At 42.9% G+C, this 17110-nt stretch carries 15 protein-coding genes; 4 read left to right on the forward strand and 11 right to left on the reverse strand.

The window, feature by feature from the left end:
• Positions 1–108: 108 nt before the first annotated feature.
• From ACYQ5K_RS09605 to holB, 5 genes are all read right to left on the reverse strand, one after another.
• Positions 109–1221 carry an ABC transporter ATP-binding protein gene (locus ACYQ5K_RS09605; protein ID WP_117824646.1) on the reverse strand — a complete coding sequence of 371 codons (1113 nt, stop codon included), beginning with the start codon at positions 1219–1221 and terminating at the stop codon, positions 109–111.
• 148 nt (positions 1222–1369) lie between these two features.
• On the reverse strand, positions 1370–2209 hold the full coding sequence (rsmI, locus tag ACYQ5K_RS09610; RefSeq protein WP_173688817.1) for a 16S rRNA (cytidine(1402)-2'-O)-methyltransferase: 840 nt from the start codon (positions 2207–2209) through the stop codon (positions 1370–1372).
• A gap of 2 nt (positions 2210–2211) precedes the next feature.
• Positions 2212–2967: a tRNA1(Val) (adenine(37)-N6)-methyltransferase gene (locus tag ACYQ5K_RS09615; protein WP_173688816.1), complete on the reverse strand. Its 756-nt coding sequence runs from the start codon at positions 2965–2967 to the stop codon at positions 2212–2214.
• Positions 2957–3868 (reverse strand): PSP1 domain-containing protein, encoded by a 912-nt coding sequence (locus ACYQ5K_RS09620; protein WP_173688815.1) that lies wholly within the window; start codon positions 3866–3868, stop codon positions 2957–2959. The genes ACYQ5K_RS09615 and ACYQ5K_RS09620 overlap by 11 nt, the downstream gene beginning before the upstream one ends.
• A gap of 3 nt (positions 3869–3871) precedes the next feature.
• On the reverse strand, positions 3872–4861 hold the full coding sequence (gene holB / locus ACYQ5K_RS09625) for a DNA polymerase III subunit delta' (RefSeq protein WP_055297374.1): 990 nt from the start codon (positions 4859–4861) through the stop codon (positions 3872–3874).
• A 624-nt stretch (positions 4862–5485) separates the two neighbouring features.
• Between holB and ACYQ5K_RS09630 the strand changes: the two genes are divergently transcribed.
• Positions 5486–6211 (forward strand): ATP-binding cassette domain-containing protein, encoded by a 726-nt coding sequence (locus tag ACYQ5K_RS09630; RefSeq protein ID WP_459777499.1) that lies wholly within the window; start codon positions 5486–5488, stop codon positions 6209–6211.
• 18 nt (positions 6212–6229) lie between these two features.
• Positions 6230–7156 (forward strand): SufB/SufD family protein, encoded by a 927-nt coding sequence (locus tag ACYQ5K_RS09635; RefSeq protein WP_459777500.1) that lies wholly within the window; start codon positions 6230–6232, stop codon positions 7154–7156.
• 295 nt (positions 7157–7451) lie between these two features.
• Here ACYQ5K_RS09635 and ACYQ5K_RS09640 read toward each other — a convergent pair whose 3' ends face one another.
• From ACYQ5K_RS09640 to ACYQ5K_RS09650, 3 genes are all read right to left on the reverse strand, one after another.
• Positions 7452–8039 (reverse strand): nucleoside/nucleotide kinase family protein, encoded by a 588-nt coding sequence (locus ACYQ5K_RS09640; RefSeq protein WP_459777501.1) that lies wholly within the window; start codon positions 8037–8039, stop codon positions 7452–7454.
• On the reverse strand, positions 8032–9447 hold the full coding sequence (locus ACYQ5K_RS09645; RefSeq protein ID WP_459777502.1) for an aminotransferase class I/II-fold pyridoxal phosphate-dependent enzyme: 1416 nt from the start codon (positions 9445–9447) through the stop codon (positions 8032–8034). The genes ACYQ5K_RS09640 and ACYQ5K_RS09645 overlap by 8 nt, the downstream gene beginning before the upstream one ends.
• 103 nt (positions 9448–9550) lie before the next feature.
• Complete coding sequence (locus ACYQ5K_RS09650) at positions 9551–11773, reverse strand: alpha-galactosidase (RefSeq protein WP_459777503.1); 2223 nt, start codon at positions 11771–11773, stop codon at positions 9551–9553.
• A gap of 103 nt (positions 11774–11876) precedes the next feature.
• Here ACYQ5K_RS09650 and ACYQ5K_RS09655 point away from each other — a divergent pair, with 103 nt between their 5' ends.
• Entirely contained in the window at positions 11877–12752 is an 876-nt protein-coding gene (locus ACYQ5K_RS09655) for an AraC family transcriptional regulator (RefSeq protein ID WP_195231005.1), read from the forward strand.
• A gap of 4 nt (positions 12753–12756) precedes the next feature.
• Complete coding sequence (locus tag ACYQ5K_RS09660; RefSeq protein WP_195231004.1) at positions 12757–13629, forward strand: AraC family transcriptional regulator; 873 nt, start codon at positions 12757–12759, stop codon at positions 13627–13629.
• Here ACYQ5K_RS09660 and ACYQ5K_RS09665 read toward each other — a convergent pair.
• From ACYQ5K_RS09665 to ACYQ5K_RS09675, 3 genes are all read right to left on the reverse strand, one after another.
• Positions 13624–14454 (reverse strand): carbohydrate ABC transporter permease, encoded by an 831-nt coding sequence (locus tag ACYQ5K_RS09665; RefSeq protein ID WP_195231003.1) that lies wholly within the window; start codon positions 14452–14454, stop codon positions 13624–13626. The genes ACYQ5K_RS09660 and ACYQ5K_RS09665 overlap by 6 nt on opposite strands.
• A gap of 14 nt (positions 14455–14468) precedes the next feature.
• Positions 14469–15383 (reverse strand): carbohydrate ABC transporter permease, encoded by a 915-nt coding sequence (locus ACYQ5K_RS09670; RefSeq protein WP_195231001.1) that lies wholly within the window; start codon positions 15381–15383, stop codon positions 14469–14471.
• A 63-nt stretch (positions 15384–15446) separates the two neighbouring features.
• Complete coding sequence (locus tag ACYQ5K_RS09675) at positions 15447–16733, reverse strand: ABC transporter substrate-binding protein (protein WP_195230999.1); 1287 nt, start codon at positions 16731–16733, stop codon at positions 15447–15449.
• Positions 16734–17110 lie beyond the last annotated feature (377 nt).

The raw sequence follows: 17110 nt of genomic DNA on the forward strand, positions 1-17110 counted from the left end.
AGGTTACTCCCCTTTATTAACGTAACTATATATCACAAACAGCCCTATTGTCAAGAAAATTTTTAACCGGAGCTTCCATTTGGAAACTCCGGTAAATAATTTCACATCTTAGTTTGTGATTGTCTTTTCTGTCTCTTTGTCGAATACATGGATCTTTTCAGCATCGAATGCAAATGTAACAGTATCCCCTGTTCTTGCTGTTGTTCTAGGATCAACACGGGCTGTCATGGTAGCTCCTTCATAATCGAAGTGGAGATAAACTTCAGCACCAAGCATTTCATATACACGGATCTTAGCCTGGATAACTGTATTCGGTGAAGATGTGATAAACATCTGCTCATCATGTACATCTTCCGGACGGATTCCAAGGACAACAGTCTTTCCTTCATATCCTCCATCGATAAGTTTCTTTGCTTTTGCCGGTGGAAGTTCAATATCAGCCGGTCCAACTTTGAGGACAACTTTGTCACCCTTCTTCTGGCATACAGCATCAAGGAAGTTCATCTGTGGTGATCCGATGAATCCTGCAACGAAGAGGTTGCATGGGGTATCATAAAGTACCTGTGGTGTATCTACCTGCTGAACAACACCTGCGTTCATAACTACGATTCTGGTTCCCAGTGTCATAGCTTCTGTCTGGTCATGTGTTACGTAGATGATTGTTGTACCAAGTCTCTGATGAAGTTTGGAAATCTCGATACGCATCTGTCCACGAAGTTTAGCATCCAGGTTGGAAAGCGGTTCATCCATAAGGAATACCTTCGGGTTACGAACGATTGCACGTCCCATAGCAACACGCTGTCTCTGTCCACCTGAAAGAGCTTTTGGTTTACGGTCAAGCAGTGGTTCAAGGTCAAGGATCTTAGCTGCTTCACGAACCATCTTATCAATCTCCGGTTTCGGAACTTTTCTTAATTTAAGTCCGAATGCCATGTTATCATATACAGTCATATGTGGGTACAGAGCATAGTTCTGGAATACCATCGCGATATCTCTGTCTTTTGGTTCTACATCATTTACCACTTTGTCACCAATCTTGAGTTCACCGCTTGTGATCTCTTCCAGACCTGCTACCATACGAAGTGTAGTAGATTTACCACATCCGGATGGTCCTACAAAAATGATAAATTCTTTATCTTCAATTTCAAGGTTGAAATCTTTAACTGCTTCAAATCCGTTCGGATATGTTTTGTTAATATGCTTTAATGATAAGCTTGCCATTTATTTTTCCTCCTAAATCTTTGTGCGATTCTTACATACGCTGTCGCTGTTCTTGTTTCTGAAATAAAGTATATCTGTTTTTACTTCGTCGGTCTATGACCGGGTTGAACAAAGATTTTTTAAGAAGGTGTACAAATTGACGAAAGCCTTACAGCAGTTCTTTATAAATATCCCTTTTTCCGACTCCGCGGTCCTTTGCCACCTTTTTCATGGCTTCTTTCTTATCGATTCCCTGGTTCATATAGTAATCCATATGCTCCTGAACCGTCATTTCTTCCCATTTTGCGCGCTCTTCCTGTAAAATGCTCTCCCGGCTCTTCCCTTCGATCACAAGCACGCACTCACCCTTCGGATCGTTGCTCTCATAATAAGAAACCGCCTCTGCAAATGTGGTGCGAAATGCAGTTTCATGCTTTTTTGTAAGTTCCCGGCACACAGTCAGATGTCTGTCCCCACCAAGAACTTCTCCAAGCTCTCTCAAGGTTCTCACCAGACGGTGCGGTGCTTCATAAATGATCATCGTTCTCGTCTCATCTACGAGCTCACCCAGGACTGCCTGCCTTTCCTTTTTGTCAGTTGGAAGAAATGCCTCAAATGCAAATCTTCTGGTGGAAAGCCCGGAAAGTGTCAGTGCCGTAATGCAGGCAGCGGCTCCCGGTAGGGAAGTGACCGTAATTCCGGCTTCATAGCACATTTTCACCAGTTCCTCACCCGGATCTGAGATTCCCGGTGTGCCGGCATCGGTGATCAGTGCAATATTTGTCCCTGCAAGAAGTTTCTCCACCAGAGCATGTCCTTTGTCTATCTTATTATATTCATGATAACTGGTCATCGGTGTTTTGATCTCAAAATGGTTCAGCAGTTTAATACTGTTCCTGGTATCTTCCGCTGCGATCAGGTCAACCTCTTTCAGCGTCCGGATCACCCGGAACGTCATATCCTCCAGATTGCCGATCGGCGTTGCGCACAAATATAATGTTCCTGCCATAGTTACTCCTTTCCAGTCCCTGTCATTCCGTAATGTTCCAGGATTTCCTGTGTATAACTGCCATCTTTCTCATAAACGATCAGCGGCGGCTCCACGGTCATCCGCGATTTGGCTCCACGGATTCCCTCTATTAAAACCATGTTTGGCTCCTTATCCACATATGGATACACCAAGCGCATCCGCTTCGGCTCCAGCTTCGCCTCGCACATTACCGTCAGGATCTCGGCAAGCCGGAACGGTCTGTGTACCATGTAAAATCTGCCTCCGGCTTTTAAAGTCCGCGCACTTTCCCGGATAATATCATCCAATGTACAAAGAACTTCATGCCTTGCGATCGCCTTGGCACTCTCCGGATTGGCAAGCCCATGCCCACCGATCATATACGGCGGATTCGTTGTGATCACATCCATGGAACCATGTCCAAATATCTGTGACGCTTCTTTGATATCTCCCGTCACAATGTCGATCTGCTCCTCAAGCTGGTTGTGCCGGACACTCCGGCGCGCCATATCTGCGCTCTCTTCCTGGATCTCCAGCCCTGTAAAATGCTTTCCTTTTGTCTTTGCGGCCAAAAGAATCGGGAGAATTCCCGTTCCTGTTCCAAGATCAAGAACGCATTCTCCCGCTTTTACTTTGGCAAAGGCACTTAAAAGCACTGCATCCATTCCGAAGCAGAACCGCCCCGGGCTCTGGATGATCTCATAGCCTTTTATCTGTAAATCATCGAGCCGTTCTCCCGGCTTAAGATTATTTGTCATCTAACTTTGACGCTCCTTCACCTTTCTCCAGAGCTGCAAGCTCTTTCATTTCCTGTTTGGAAAGCTTCACATCCTTTTTCCGGCGGCGCGGTTTGAACTTCAGGTCAGCTGCCGGATATTCACGGATTTCTTTCTCATCATTGTCCAGAGTTACAATAACCCTGACAAGCTGACGCAATACGCTTAATGACTGTACTTCACCTTTCAGTCCTTCCGGAGTTGTCACCGACTCACCTACAGACGGAAGATTATTGTTGAGTTCCTCGTATGTCTCTTCCTCATTTGTCAGACAGCACATCAGTCTGCCACATACACCTGAAATCTTAGTCGGGTTCAGGGACAGATTCTGTTCTTTTGCCATCTTGATCGAAACCGGTGCAAACTCAGACAGATAGGTGTGGCAGCAAAGCTCTCGTCCACAGATCCCGATTCCTCCGCGGATCTTCGTCTCATCTCTTACACCGATCTGGCGAAGTTCAATCCTGGTACGGAATACCGCTGCCAGATCCTTTACCAGTTCACGGAAATCAATTCTCCCGTCTGCGGTAAAGTAAAACAGCACTTTATTGTTGTCAAAGGTATATTCTGCATCGATCAGCTTCATCTCCAGTCCATGCTTGTGGATCTTTTCCAGACAAATCTGAAATGCTTCTTTTTCTTTTTTGCGATTCTTTTCTTCTACACGGCGGTCATCCTCTGTCGCCAGGCGGATCACTGTCTTAAGAGGCTGGGTGATTTCTTCATCCTTCACTTCCTTCGGTCCCATCACAACGTTACCGAATTCTACTCCTCTCGCGGTCTCTACAATTACCTGATCGCCACGCTTCACCTCAAATTTGCCCGGTGAGAAAAAATAGATCTTTCCTGCAGTCCGAAAGCGGACTCCAATTACTTTTGTCATTCCCTAGTTCTCCTTTATTGTCAACAGAAGAAGTTCCATGACAAGATCAAAGTTGACATTGGCGCGCAGTCTCGCTTTTGCTTTCTCAAGTGCTTCCAGAATTGTCTCAATTCCTTCATAAGAGCTCTTTTTCGCACGCTCCCTGATACTGTCGATCTCTTCACCGAAAATCAGTCTGTCGATATTCATTGTTGCTTTATAGATCAGCACATCACGATACCAGATCATAAGGATGTCCAGATAATCTGTGATCTCAATCTTGTAAGCGGAAATCCGTTTCACAGCTTCCACCAGATCACCGAGTTCCATGGTATCGATATTCTTCAGCAGACGAACTGCCTCATCTTTAATTTCATTAAAATGCTCAGAGCCTGCCAGCATAGCAGCTTTTCCAATATTGCCCTGTGCAAATGCAGTACACACGTCTGCCTTGTAATCAGGAACCTGAAGCTGCTCCATCAGATACCTTTTCACAAGCTGATCCTTAATGTTGCGGAGCTTCAGCATAACACATCTTGAGCAGATCGTTGGGAGCAGACTGTCCGCATTCTCTGTAAGAAGCAGAATTACCGCATAAGCAGGTGGCTCTTCGATCGTCTTCAGCAGAGCATTCTGTGCCTGTACAGTCATCATATCTGCATCCGGCACAATGTAGATCTTGTATTTCCCATTATAAGGCTTCACCTGAATATCCCCATTGATCTGGACGCGGATATCATCTACACTGATGCTGTTCGGCTTCTCATGCGTTACCCAGATAATATCCGGATGATTGCCGCTGACTGCCTGCTTGCACGAATGGCACTCATAGCACGGTTCCGCTCCGCCCTTTTCGCACTGCAGAGTCTGTGCAAAAAGACCTGCAAGCATCTTCTTTCCAGATCCCTTCTCGCCGTTCAGAATATAAGCGTGTGATACTTTATCTTCTGTAACTGCGTTCTGTATATACTGAATGATCTCGCTATGTCCTACGACATCTTTAAATCCTGACATATTATCACCCTCTTCTTTCTTACTATTCCATTAGTATAACATAAATTTATGCAGATACCTAGAGCAAATTCCTGTGGTCTTTCTGAAATATTTCTGAAAATTCTGCGAATTTCGCTTTGTAGGTATGTTGAAATCGGTTTTGGCATATGTTATAATGCGAGTAGGCAAAGAATGATGGTATTAATTCCATATGTAACACAAAAACCCCGGAGGTGTGCGAGACCTCCGGGGTTTTCTATTCCTTTTTTGGTATGGTGGATTAAACCATAGGCTGGTTACCACTATTTCTTGCTATCCAACCATTTGCAAATGAGGTGGCAAACCACACCTGCCATGACAGCAATAAAGAACGATGATAAAACCTCCATATGTAACACCCCCTTTCCTTACCATGGTATAGGGGCGGTAACTTATTTAGTATATCATATCTTCTGCACACAAACTATCTTTTCGAGAATAAAAGATGACAACTTTTCCGATATGTTTTATAATAGACATAAATATATAAAGCTTCTGTATCCAATGATGTAATCGGATTGCTTCATTTCTACACAATTTATGAATATAAATTTTTTAACCAGACAAACTTTATATAAGTTTCTTACACAGAAAGGGGATGAACTCATGCTGGAAGTAAAAAATCTTACATTCCAGGTGAATGAAAACGGAATAGAGCGCAGCATTGTAGAAAATATCAGTTTTAACGTAGAAGACGGAGAAATGCTGGTGATCACCGGTCCGAACGGAGGTGGCAAATCCACACTTGCAAAAGTACTGATGGGGATTGACCAGGCAAGTGCCGGACAGATCATCTTAGACGGAACCGATATCAGTGATTATGATATCAACCACAGGGCAGAAGCCGGAATCGGTTACGCATTCCAGCAGCCACCGCGCTTCAAAGGAATGACGGTAAGCAAGCTTTTATCACTTGCGGCAGGCAAAGAACTGACAAAAGATATCTGTTGCCAGCTCCTAAGTACCGTAGGCTTATGTGCCAACGAATATATTGACCGAGAGGTAGACGGAACCTTATCCGGCGGAGAGATGAAGCGTCTGGAAATTGCAACCGTCCTTGCAAAACCGCACAAGCTCTGTATCTTTGATGAACCGGAAGCCGGAATTGACCTCTGGAGTTTTTCTATGCTGATCGAACAGTTTGAAAAAATGCACAAAGAGAAAAAGCAGAGTCTTATTCTTATTTCCCATCAGGAAAGAATCATCCAGATGGCTGACCGGATCATGGTAATCGAAGGTGGAAAGATTGCTTCGATTGGACAGACAGCGGATATCCTTCCACAATTATTAGGAAAGACAGCAGAGTCTTACAGCTGTCCGAAATGTAGATAACAGGGGGAGGAAGATACAATGACTTTATTGGATAAAATTACAGAAAAAGTATTAGCTCAGATCGATGATACCGGTTTTACACAGTCCGGTGCATTCAATTTACGGCATAATGGGATCGCGCTCTGCCACGGTGACAGTGAGCATATTAAAATCAAGAAAAAACAGGACAAGCCGGGAATCGACATTTTCATCGATGGGAAAACAGACGGCGAAGAAGTTCATATTCCGGTTGTTGTTGACGCAAGCGGAATGACGGACGTTGTTTACAATGATTTTTATGTGACAGAAGGTGCAAATGTAACCATCGTTGCCGGATGTGGTATCCACAACAGCGGATGTAACGAAAGCCGCCATGATGGTATTCATACTTTCCATGTGGAAAAAAATGCAAATGTACGCTATGTAGAAAAGCATTACGGAGAGGGCGAAGGCACCGGAACCCGGGTACTCAATCCTGTTACCGAAGTTTATCTTGGTGAAAATTCTGTATTTACGCTGGATACTGCTCAGATCAAAGGAGTCGATTCTACGGTTCGTGAAAATAACGTACATCTGGAAGCCGGCTCCAAGCTTTATGTCATTGAAAAACTGATGACACATGGAAAACAGGAAGCTACTTCAAATATGATGGTGGAACTACTCGGAGAAGGCAGTTCTGCGCAGATCGTATCCCGTTCGGTCGCAAAAGGCGAATCCAGACAGGTCTTCCATCCGAGGGCTGTCGGAAAGAACCGATGCCATGCACATGTTCAGTGTGATTCCATTATCATGGATCATGCAGAAGTAAGTTCAATTCCTGAGATCAATGCGAAGCATGTGGATGCGGCTATTATCCACGAAGCTGCGATCGGAAGGATCAATGATGAGCAGTTGATCAAGCTGCGGACTCTTGGAATGACGGAAGAGGAAGCAGAAGGGGTGATTATTGAGAACTTCTTGAATTAGAGTCATGTGTAGCGTGGAAATATGACGAAAAAAAGAAATCCATCTTCGGTATCTGCTTCGTTGCACTAAGCATTCCACCGAGCCTTTGAAAGCATCAATTGTGTCAGCAATGGCTTCCACAATTGATTAAGTCTCGGTTCCATAGTGCAAAGGCGCTGATACCGAAGATGGATTTCTTTTTTTCTGGATATTGACTCCACTACATTATAAAATCTTATTTAATAAACTTCATGAATTTCTCAATAAGAAGTTCATATGGACAGGCGGAGCCTGTCTCACTTGGGTGTTGAAATCTCTACTGTTCAAGTATCTTTTTACAGATTTTCTCAAGTACGTCTTCAAGATCTGTGTTTTCGTAGCGTTCGGTGATTCCGGCGTGGGCGAGGTTTTCTTCGGAGAAATCTTTGGAATCGGCGAGAAAACGGCGGCACATTTCGGCGTATTTGGGTTCTTTCTGGGTTTTCTCACGGGCGAGGGCGCGGGTTAAGCGCTCTCCGTCTTCTACTTCGATGTAAAGTGGAACTACTTTTTCGTTTCCAAAATAGGTTTTCAATTTTTCATAGGATTCAAGTGTTCCGATCATAAGATAATCCTGATTTTTCTGTTCAAAATTGAACTGTCCGTCATCAGCGGTGAAATAGTACCAGACACCATAAACTGTATTGTAAGCACGTTCCTCAATCAATCGGTCTTCTGTTTTGAACTTTTCAAGTTCAGTTTCATCCGTAAAGAAATATTCTTCGCCTTCTTTTTCTCCTTCACGCTGTGGACGGGTTGTATAGATCGTCACGTTTTTTAACTGTGGCATTCTTTTTCTCAGCTCTTTGTAGATTGTGTCTTTCCCCGTTGAACTTTTTCCCATCAGATAATAGATTTTACTCATGTTTCCACACCTTTATCTTGCCTTCCGTCTGTATTCCTTCTATTTGGAGATTCTGTGTTTCATAATAACAGAGAAGTTCTACTGCTTCCCGGCTGATCCGCTCTCCCGGTACGATAACCGGGCTTCCCGGTGGATAGAGATAAGCGTATTCCAGAGAAATATGTCCTTCGCTTTCCTTCCACGGAATCTCTTCTGCTTCTCCGTCTTCCTCCCGGTCTGCTGCCTCCTGCGGTGTAAAATACTGCTCCAGTCTCGGAAGCTCTCCGGAAATCTCTGTGCTTCCGGAAACGGCTGTTTTTGCTTCCAGCTGACCGTCTATTTCCAGTAACGCAGCTTTTAACCTGTCCAGTCCTTCCTGCGTATCTGCCACGGTCGTCATCGCAAGTACATAGGTTCCACCGGTCATTTCCATTTCCAGATGATATTCTTTTCGCAGCCGGTCCGCAAGCTCCGGACTTGTAATATTTGCATTTGCCGTGGAAATCACAACTTTGGAAATATCATAATGTTCTGTACGGAGAATCTGTAAATGCTGTAATGGTTCCAGCTCTTCTCTGAACTTTTGCAGCCTCTCTACATAAAGTTCAAATGCTTCCCCACATTTTCCATCCAGAAAATCCACGCAGGCATCCAGACTTGCCATGAAAATATACGACGGACTACTGCTCTGCAGCATATCCAGATATTTCTTAATTCTTCTACGATTTGCAAATTTTCCATTGATATGCAGGATCGCTGTCTGGGTAAGAGACGGCAATGTCTTGTGCAGACTGTTGATCACTACATCTGCTCCCAGATCATTTGCGCGCTCCGGAAATGCCGGATGAAATCCAAAATGCGGTCCGTGTGCTTCATCTACGATCAGCGGAATCCCATACGAATGTACTACTTCTGCAATTCCTTTCACATCCGATACCACACCGTCATAGTTTGGAGATACGATCACAACCGCTTTGATGTCCGGCTCTGCCTCAAGTGCTTTCGCCACGTCCTCTTTACTGATCTCCCCATTCATATGCATGGAAATATCAAACTCCGGATACACATACCGCGGCACAAGACCATTCATATAGATTGCATGGTAAATGGATTTGTGACAATGGCGCGCCACCAGGATCTTGTCTCCCCGGCGCGTACATCCCATCACCGCACTTAAAATCCCGGCAGTACTGCCATTTACCAGAAAATGGCTCTCCTCTGCCCCGAATACTCTTGCTGCCCTCTCCTGCTCTTCTTTTAAGATTCCATCCGCATGATGCAGATCATCGAAACCGTCGATTTCTGTGATATCCAGATCGTATGGAAGTTCAATTCCAAGAAGTGATTTGTTTCTCTTATGTCCCGGCATATGAAATGCGTAGAAATCACTCTCGGAATATGCTTTTAATTTATCATATAGTCGTTCCATTTTATACCTCTTTAAGTCTTTTAGAAACATCATATAATTTTTCTTCCGAAAACGCAAGCGGACGAAACGGTTCTCCCATTTCGTCCTTTCCATATATTCTGGCTTACACAGCCACAATCTCAAACACTTTCGCCTGGAAATCTCCCTTATCATTTACACCCTTCTTCCACACACCGGACGCAGAATCTGACAGGATCATTCCGACTTGCATCAGCTCATCGCCATAGCAGTCATAATCATATCCGCTGACCTTATAGCAGGTGTCTTCCTTCAGCCCTTTCAGCTTCAGTCTCACAAATCCGATGTTCACCGGCTGCATCACACGGTAATAACCGACCAGCGCCTTCTTCTGATCCTCCGACACGATCATCCACGCCGTCACGTTTCCCTCAAACGGGCTCTTCAGCCGGTAGAAGATTCCCTTCTGGATCAGTTCTCTCTTCTCCTTCATAAATGCAATCTGCCTGCGAACCTCTGCCTTTTCTTCCTCACTGAGCTTCAGAAGGTCAAGCTCATATCCGAACGTTCCGAAGTAAGCCACATCCGCTCTTGTCTCGATCGGTGTCACACGGTTCGTCTGATGATTCGGTGACGCTGATACGTGGCTTCCCATACAGCTTACCGGATAAACCATCGAGGTTCCATATTGGATCTTCAGACGTTCAATTGCATCGGTATCATCCGAAGTCCATCCCTGCGGCGCAAAATAAAGCATTCCCGGGTCAAATCTTGCTCCACCGCTTGCACAGGATTCAAACAATACATGTGGAAACCGGCTGGTCAGGCGCTCATACAGCTCATACACGCCGAGAACGTATTTGTGGCAGACCTTTCCCTGATACTCTCTGTCATTTCCATTTGAAAATACCTCTGAAAATGTACGGTTCAAATCCCATTTGATGTAAGATACCGGCACTTCTGCAAGAAGATTTTCCAACATATCCCCGATATATTCCCGAACTTCCCTTTTGGAAAAATCAAGAACATACTGATTCCGGCTGTGACAGATCCGCTTGCCCTGCTCAGCCAGAAGCCAGTCCGGATGTGCACGGTACAGATCACTGTCCTTGTTCGTCATCTCCGGTTCAATCCAGAGCCCGAATTTTAAACCTTTGGCATTGATCTTTTCTGCCAGTTCTTTTAAGGTTCCTTTTAATTTTTCCTCATTCGGATACCAGTCGCCGAGCGAAGAAGTTCCATCATTTCTCTTTCCAAACCATCCGTCATCCAGCACAAAAAGCTCCATTCCAAGGTCTGCTGCCGCATCCGCAAGTCCCAGAAGCTTCGGCGCATCAAAATCAAAATAAAATGCTTCCCAGCTGTTGATCAGGATCGGGCGTACCTTGTCTCTCCAGGTTCCTCTTGCCAGACGGGTTCGGTACAGCTTGTGAAATGCCTGGCTCATTCCGTTAAGTCCGGCTTCCGAATATACCATTACCATCTCCGGTGTCTGGAAGGATTCGCCTTTTCCAAGTGTCCACTTAAATCCATTTGGATGGATTCCCATCAGCACACGGGCGGTATCATAATTGTCTACCTCTGTCTGTGCAAGGAAATTTCCGCTGTAAACCAGGCTGAAACCGTAGACCTGCCCCTGGAACTCGTCTGCATTTTCACGCGCAAGTGCAAGGAACGGATTGAACTGGTAGCTGCTGCATCCGCGCATACTGTAAATACTCTGGATACCGTAATCCAGCTTATGTCTTCTCACATGGCGCTCTCTCGCCCACACACCGGCAAGATCGATCATCTCATAATCCTTGTCCGGCAGATCCACACAGGCGCTCATTGCAGAAAGAAGTGTGATCTTTTCGTCAGAATCACATTCAAAACGTACACTTCTTGTGATGACAGGAAATGCTTCATAAATCGTATACAGAAGGATAATCTTTGTTCCAATACTTGCATCCTCCAGAACCAGCTCCAGTGTCTGTGCCTCATCGTCACTTTCTACATAAGTCGCCGGAAGTCCTTCAAGCTTTGGTTTGCCATTGTAAATTTTATGCTCTTTATATACAAACTCGACTACATGGCTTCCGTTCTCCCGCTCGATCTCATATGCCGGGAAACGCATATCTCCGCAGCCAAAAGTCGGATACTCCTGCTTGATATTTTCCAGTGAGAATGTGGAATTTCCCTCGAAAGCATACGGCGACATATCGCGCATCGCATATTCAAAAAGGTGGCTGAAATCTTCTCTGTGTGTCAGGCGTTTCCCGTAGTATAGCTGTCCCGGCTGGTCGTTGTCAAGGATCTTGATGATGTAGCTGATCTCCTGATTGTAAAGATGAAACTCTCTCGTTTTTTCGTTGTATATGATTGGCATATTTTAACACTTCCTTTCTTTTTGTTTTGCCAACTCTGCTGTGACCTTATAGACTTTTTCCGGTCTCCGTGTTAAAATACTTTTATCTTAGGAGGGAAATTTTATGGCATCTCAGGAAAGCAAACCAAGCAGTAAAAATTATGACTGTCTGTATGCCGTCGGTCATCAAACTACAGATTTATATTTAACTTATTGTGGGTTTGAGAATTGCTCTCCAACCCATTCATTTGGTCCTGTATGGCGAAATGAATACGTAATCCATTTCATCTCTGGTGGACATGGATATCTTCAAATCGAAGATACTGAATATGAACTTAACACAAACCAGGCTTTTCTTGTCCCTGCACAGGTAACAACTTACTATCATGCAGACCCAGATAATCCTTATCAATATGCATGGATTGGTTTTTCCGGGAAAAAAGCTGCTCTGTACCTGGAAGGAACTCCTCTCAGTAAAGAACATCCAATATGTGCTCTGACAACACCTGTTTCCGAATTTTACACCATAATCCTAAAAATGCTTCAGGACAGAAAACATACTCTTTCAAATGACATTAAAAGGACCGCTTATTTATATCATATATTATCCATTTTGTCCTCCACAAGTCAAATCAACACAGATGATAACATGCCTTCTGTTTACTCTCCTGAAGATTATATCAATCTTGCATTAAGTTTTATTAAGAAAAATTACGATCATATCTGCGTTGCAGATATTGTAGATTATATTGGAATTACTCGTTCCTGGCTATATACACTGTTTAAAAAAAGATTAAATACTTCTCCTCAGGAATATCTGATTTCCTATCGTCTCGAAAAATCCACACAATTGCTAAGGGATACAGAATTTTCTGTCACAGATATTGCGGCAATGATTGGTTATGTCGATACACTGACTTTTTCTAAGGCTTTTAAAAAGAATTTTTCTGTTACACCAGCACAATACCGTAAATTGTATTTTGAAAAAGGAGAACTATAAAATTATGCCAACACCGATTTACGAAGAATACCCAGATTACCATTGCCTGTCACATCTTAATCCACAGGGCAGTGATCTGTCCCTTTTTTCATGTGGCATCCAGAAATGCCCTCCTGGACATACATGGGACAAACCGCGCCCGCAATATCATTTACATTTTATCATAGACGGAAAAGGTACCTTTCAGGTCAACGGAAAAACCTGGCATCTTTCACGAAGACAGCTCTTCCTGTGTCCACCTGATACACCGCTTTGCTATAGTTCTGACTCAGAAGATCCGTGGCACTACGCCTGGGTCAGTTTTTATGGTCCAAAGGCATCCTTATGGCTAAAACAGGCCGGTTTTGACTCGGAGAATCCTGTTCGTGACAGTTATATACCTGTTGAACAATTTACTATCTTGATCCAGCAGTTACTAAATACTTGGAAACCAGCTACAGGTAACGATCTCAGACGACTTAGCTGTCTATTTCACTTGATGTCCCTGCTGATTTCGTCAAATACGGCTGAAAATGCTTTTCCTGCTGGTTCAAAAGCAGATACAAATGCTACCCTTTTTGCACAGGCACTTGAATTTATCTCGGATAATTATGACTGTAATATCCATGTACAGGATATTTCCAATTATCTCGGAATCAGCCGTTCCCGCCTGTGTTCTTTATTTCAGTCACACCAGGGGCAGACGCCACAGAATTATCTCCTTCTTTTCCGTATGCAAAAAGCACAGGAACTTCTTACTTCTACAAACTTTGGAATACAGGATATTTCTCACCAGATTGGTTATCCTGACTCCCAGACATTTTCAAAAGCATTCCGCCGGGTTTATCACATCAGTCCCAGCGAATATCAAAAACTTCACCGCGGTAAATCCCTATAATTTACCGCCTGAAGTTGCAATTCCTTCGATAAACTGTCTCTGGAACAGCAGATAAAGTACGAGCATTGGGATACAGGCAATCAGTGATCCGGCCATCAGTTCCGGATAGTTTGATGAAAACTGTCCCTGTAATTTTGCAAGTCCTGCTGCAAGTGGCATAGACTGCTGATTGGTATTTGCGATCAATGGCCACATCAAGTCTTTATATCCGAATAATGCTGTAAAGATTCCAAGTGCAACCATAGATGATTTTGTAAGTGGCATCATGACATATAAAAATGTCTGACCGATATTACAGCCATCCAATCTGGCAGCTTCCTCCAGATCTTTTGGCAGACCCATATACGCCTGTCTCATAAGGAATGTACCAAATGCAGTAACCAGTCCAGGGAAAATCAGTGAAAAAATCGTATTCAGCATTCCCATCTTCGATACCATCAGATACTGTGGAATAATAAAGATCTGAACCGGAACCATCATCTGGAAAAGTACCAATGAAAAACACAGATCCCTTCCTTTAAATTTTAATCTTCCAAATGCATATCCTGCCGTTGTTGCAGTAAGTACCGCACATACAATTCTTCCGAAAATCATTAACAGTGTGTTAATGTACATCTTGATAAAATCCATTTTCCGGACAACATTTGCAAATGCCTGCGTTCTCCACTGTGACGGAAAAATTATGAATGGATTCATCTGCGTTGCTTCTGATTTGGTCTTAAATGCAGTCAGGATCATCCAGGCAAATGGAACCAACATGATCAATGCGCCTATGATCAGAACTACATGTTTTATTAATTTGTGCCAATTTCCTATTTTTTTCATTTTCTTCACCTACTCTAGTTATAATGTACCCATTTCTTCTGTGCTTTCATCTGGAATACAGTTATCAGCATAATAATGCAAAGAAGCAATACAATGATCGCTGATCCATATCCTTTGTTATTTTCCACAAACGCATATCGGTAGAACAGATATACCAGTGACTGTGTCTTTGGAAGAGCCGGGTTGTTCTTACCGATCATCATGAAAATAGAATCAAATACCTGTAAGGAAGCAATAACTCTTGTGATGACAACAAAAAACATTGTTGGTGAAATAAGCGGTAATGTAATCTTGAAAAACTGTGTTACTGCATTTGCACCATCAATTTCTGCCGCTTCATAATAATCTTTCGGAATTTCCTGCAGTCCTGCAAGGAACAGAACCATATTGTATCCAATAACACTCCAGATTCCTACAATTGCAAGCGAAATAAATGCTATTTTCGGATCCGATACCCAGTTAACTTTCGGAAGTCCTATGGCTTCTAACATATGGTTTAAAAGTCCAAATTCTGAGTTATATAACCATTTCCACACCATAGCAACCGCTGCCGGTGCACATACCATAGGCATGAAATAAATCATTCTGTAAATAGAACGTCCTCGCATTTTCTGATTCAGCATAACTGCCAGTACAATCGCAATTATAATCGAAAATGGGACTTCCACTACTGCATACTTTAATGTATTTAAAAGAGCCTGCCATACCGCACCATCGGCAAAAAGTCTCTTATAATTTTCGAGTCCAACAAAAATATTTCCTCTTCCGAATGAGCCTGTCTTAAAAAAGCTCTGATAGATTGTCTGGAAGATTGGAATAATATTTAAAATCATGAGTCCCGCCATTGTCGGCAGAATAAATAGCCAGCCCCAAAGAAATTCCGAGCGTTCCCTGTTTGTCATTTTTTTCTTTGTTTTTTTTACCTTCATCTCTTACCATCCTTAGATTTCAAAAGGGGTACCCATTTCAGATACCCCATTAAAAATTTGCTGTTATTCTTCTGCAAGGAACTTGTTCATTTCAACTGCAACATCCTCGCAAACATCTTTCATAGGTTTTGCACCGCTGAATCCGTCTACCATCTTCTCTAACATCATCTGGAACCATACCTGTGTATTCTTGGAACTTGGATATGCCTGTGCATCTTCTCTCATATCAAGATAAGCCTGCATATTAAATTCCGGATGTGAATTTACCCATGTATCTGAAGTTCCTTCATATGCTGACATTGTAACTCCAAGATTTGCCTGTTTTTCCTGAGCTTCTTTTGAGCCAAGATATTCGATCAGTTTCCATGCACCTTCTGGATTTTCGCTGTTTGCAGATGCTGCCCAGCCAAGTCCGTTGTAAATGGATTTTGTTCCTTCTGGTCCGTTCGGAAGAGGTGCAATATCACAGTTTTCTTTCACATAATCATTACCTGCAAGTTCCGGAATGCTCCATGATCCCTGGAATGTCATTGCTACTGTTCCAGCTTCCATAAGTGCAGTTGAATCATTTTCTGAAAGTACAGTATAATCTGGCATTGATCCATCTTTAATGATATTTTCGATCATTTCCATTGCTTCAATTGTCTTCGGCTCATCAAATCCGGATTTTTTCTTATCTGGTGTAAGAACTTCTCCACCATATGCGTAAATTGTGCTGTACCATGATTCCTGGTAGTTTGCCGGTGCTATAGCTACACCGTACTGGCTTCCGTCATCTTTAGTAAGTTTCTTTGCAACTTCGCGGAAATCATCCCATGTCCAGTCATCTGTCGGATAATCAATTCCTGCTTCATCAAACATTTTCTTGTTATACCATACTGCACAGGTATCTACATCCTTCGGCACTGCAAGCTGATCTCCATCTGCATTCTGGTAAATTTTAACCAGTTCTTCTGGATAATTTGATAAATCGATTTTATCACTGTCTTTAATTTTATCGGAAAGGTTCATAAGAATATCATCATATTCTGCATATGTACCAATCTGATCGGAATGCATCCAGAATACATCTGGCATAGATCCGCCTGTTGCTGCTGCTTCAAGCATTGTCCAGTAATCTCTCCATGGAGTGATCTGGATATCTACATCAATTCCTGTCTCCTCTGTGAAATCATCCATAATTTCACGAAGTCCTGGTTCCTGGTTGCTGTCCCAGATTGCTACTGTAAGAGATTTCCCGGTATCTTTGCTTTCTTCTTTTTTATCTCCGCTTCCACTTCCGCCGCATGCTGCTAACGATGCAGTCATCACTGCTACTAACATTACTGCACTAACTTTTTTCCAATTCATTTTCTTTCCTCCTCGCACATTGTTCTGAATAATTATTCATCTGTTTTATGCATGTCTGAATTATATAGCATTCTCTTTTCCCTCGAAATGTCGTCATGTCTTCCACATACTGCTTTTTGTCTCCGTTTTTTTCTTTTCTTCTCTTTTTTGCTCCATTTTTACCTGTCAATAAACATTTTGACTGTTCAATATGTATAAGTATATCGTTAAAAATATATCTTTTATTGTTATTTTGCATTATTTTATATAATCATCTGGTATTTCCCATATAACTTCGCCTTCAGCATGTTTATAAAAAAAGAACGATGTCTTTTCAATCTGCTCCCTTCCAGTTTTATAAGTGAACACCTACACTCACTTATTTCCTTTTATCTGGA

It is taken from the genome of Allocoprococcus similis (assembly GCF_054660775.1).

Coding starts and splice junctions, on each gene's coding strand:
- ACYQ5K_RS09605 (WP_117824646.1), bottom strand. CDS start 1,221: ATGGCAAGCTTATCATTAAAGCATATTAACAAAACATATCCGAACGGA.
- rsmI (WP_173688817.1), bottom strand. CDS start 2,209: ATGGCAGGAACATTATATTTGTGCGCAACGCCGATCGGCAATCTGGAG.
- ACYQ5K_RS09615 (WP_173688816.1), bottom strand. CDS start 2,967: ATGACAAATAATCTTAAGCCGGGAGAACGGCTCGATGATTTACAGATA.
- ACYQ5K_RS09620 (WP_173688815.1), bottom strand. CDS start 3,868: ATGACAAAAGTAATTGGAGTCCGCTTTCGGACTGCAGGAAAGATCTAT.
- holB (WP_055297374.1), bottom strand. CDS start 4,861: ATGTCAGGATTTAAAGATGTCGTAGGACATAGCGAGATCATTCAGTAT.
- ACYQ5K_RS09630 (WP_459777499.1), top strand. CDS start 5,486: ATGCTGGAAGTAAAAAATCTTACATTCCAGGTGAATGAAAACGGAATA.
- ACYQ5K_RS09635 (WP_459777500.1), top strand. CDS start 6,230: ATGACTTTATTGGATAAAATTACAGAAAAAGTATTAGCTCAGATCGAT.
- ACYQ5K_RS09640 (WP_459777501.1), bottom strand. CDS start 8,039: ATGAGTAAAATCTATTATCTGATGGGAAAAAGTTCAACGGGGAAAGAC.
- ACYQ5K_RS09645 (WP_459777502.1), bottom strand. CDS start 9,447: ATGGAACGACTATATGATAAATTAAAAGCATATTCCGAGAGTGATTTC.
- ACYQ5K_RS09650 (WP_459777503.1), bottom strand. CDS start 11,773: ATGCCAATCATATACAACGAAAAAACGAGAGAGTTTCATCTTTACAAT.
- ACYQ5K_RS09655 (WP_195231005.1), top strand. CDS start 11,877: ATGGCATCTCAGGAAAGCAAACCAAGCAGTAAAAATTATGACTGTCTG.
- ACYQ5K_RS09660 (WP_195231004.1), top strand. CDS start 12,757: ATGCCAACACCGATTTACGAAGAATACCCAGATTACCATTGCCTGTCA.
- ACYQ5K_RS09665 (WP_195231003.1), bottom strand. CDS start 14,454: ATGAAAAAAATAGGAAATTGGCACAAATTAATAAAACATGTAGTTCTG.
- ACYQ5K_RS09670 (WP_195231001.1), bottom strand. CDS start 15,383: ATGAAGGTAAAAAAAACAAAGAAAAAAATGACAAACAGGGAACGCTCG.
- ACYQ5K_RS09675 (WP_195230999.1), bottom strand. CDS start 16,733: ATGAATTGGAAAAAAGTTAGTGCAGTAATGTTAGTAGCAGTGATGACT.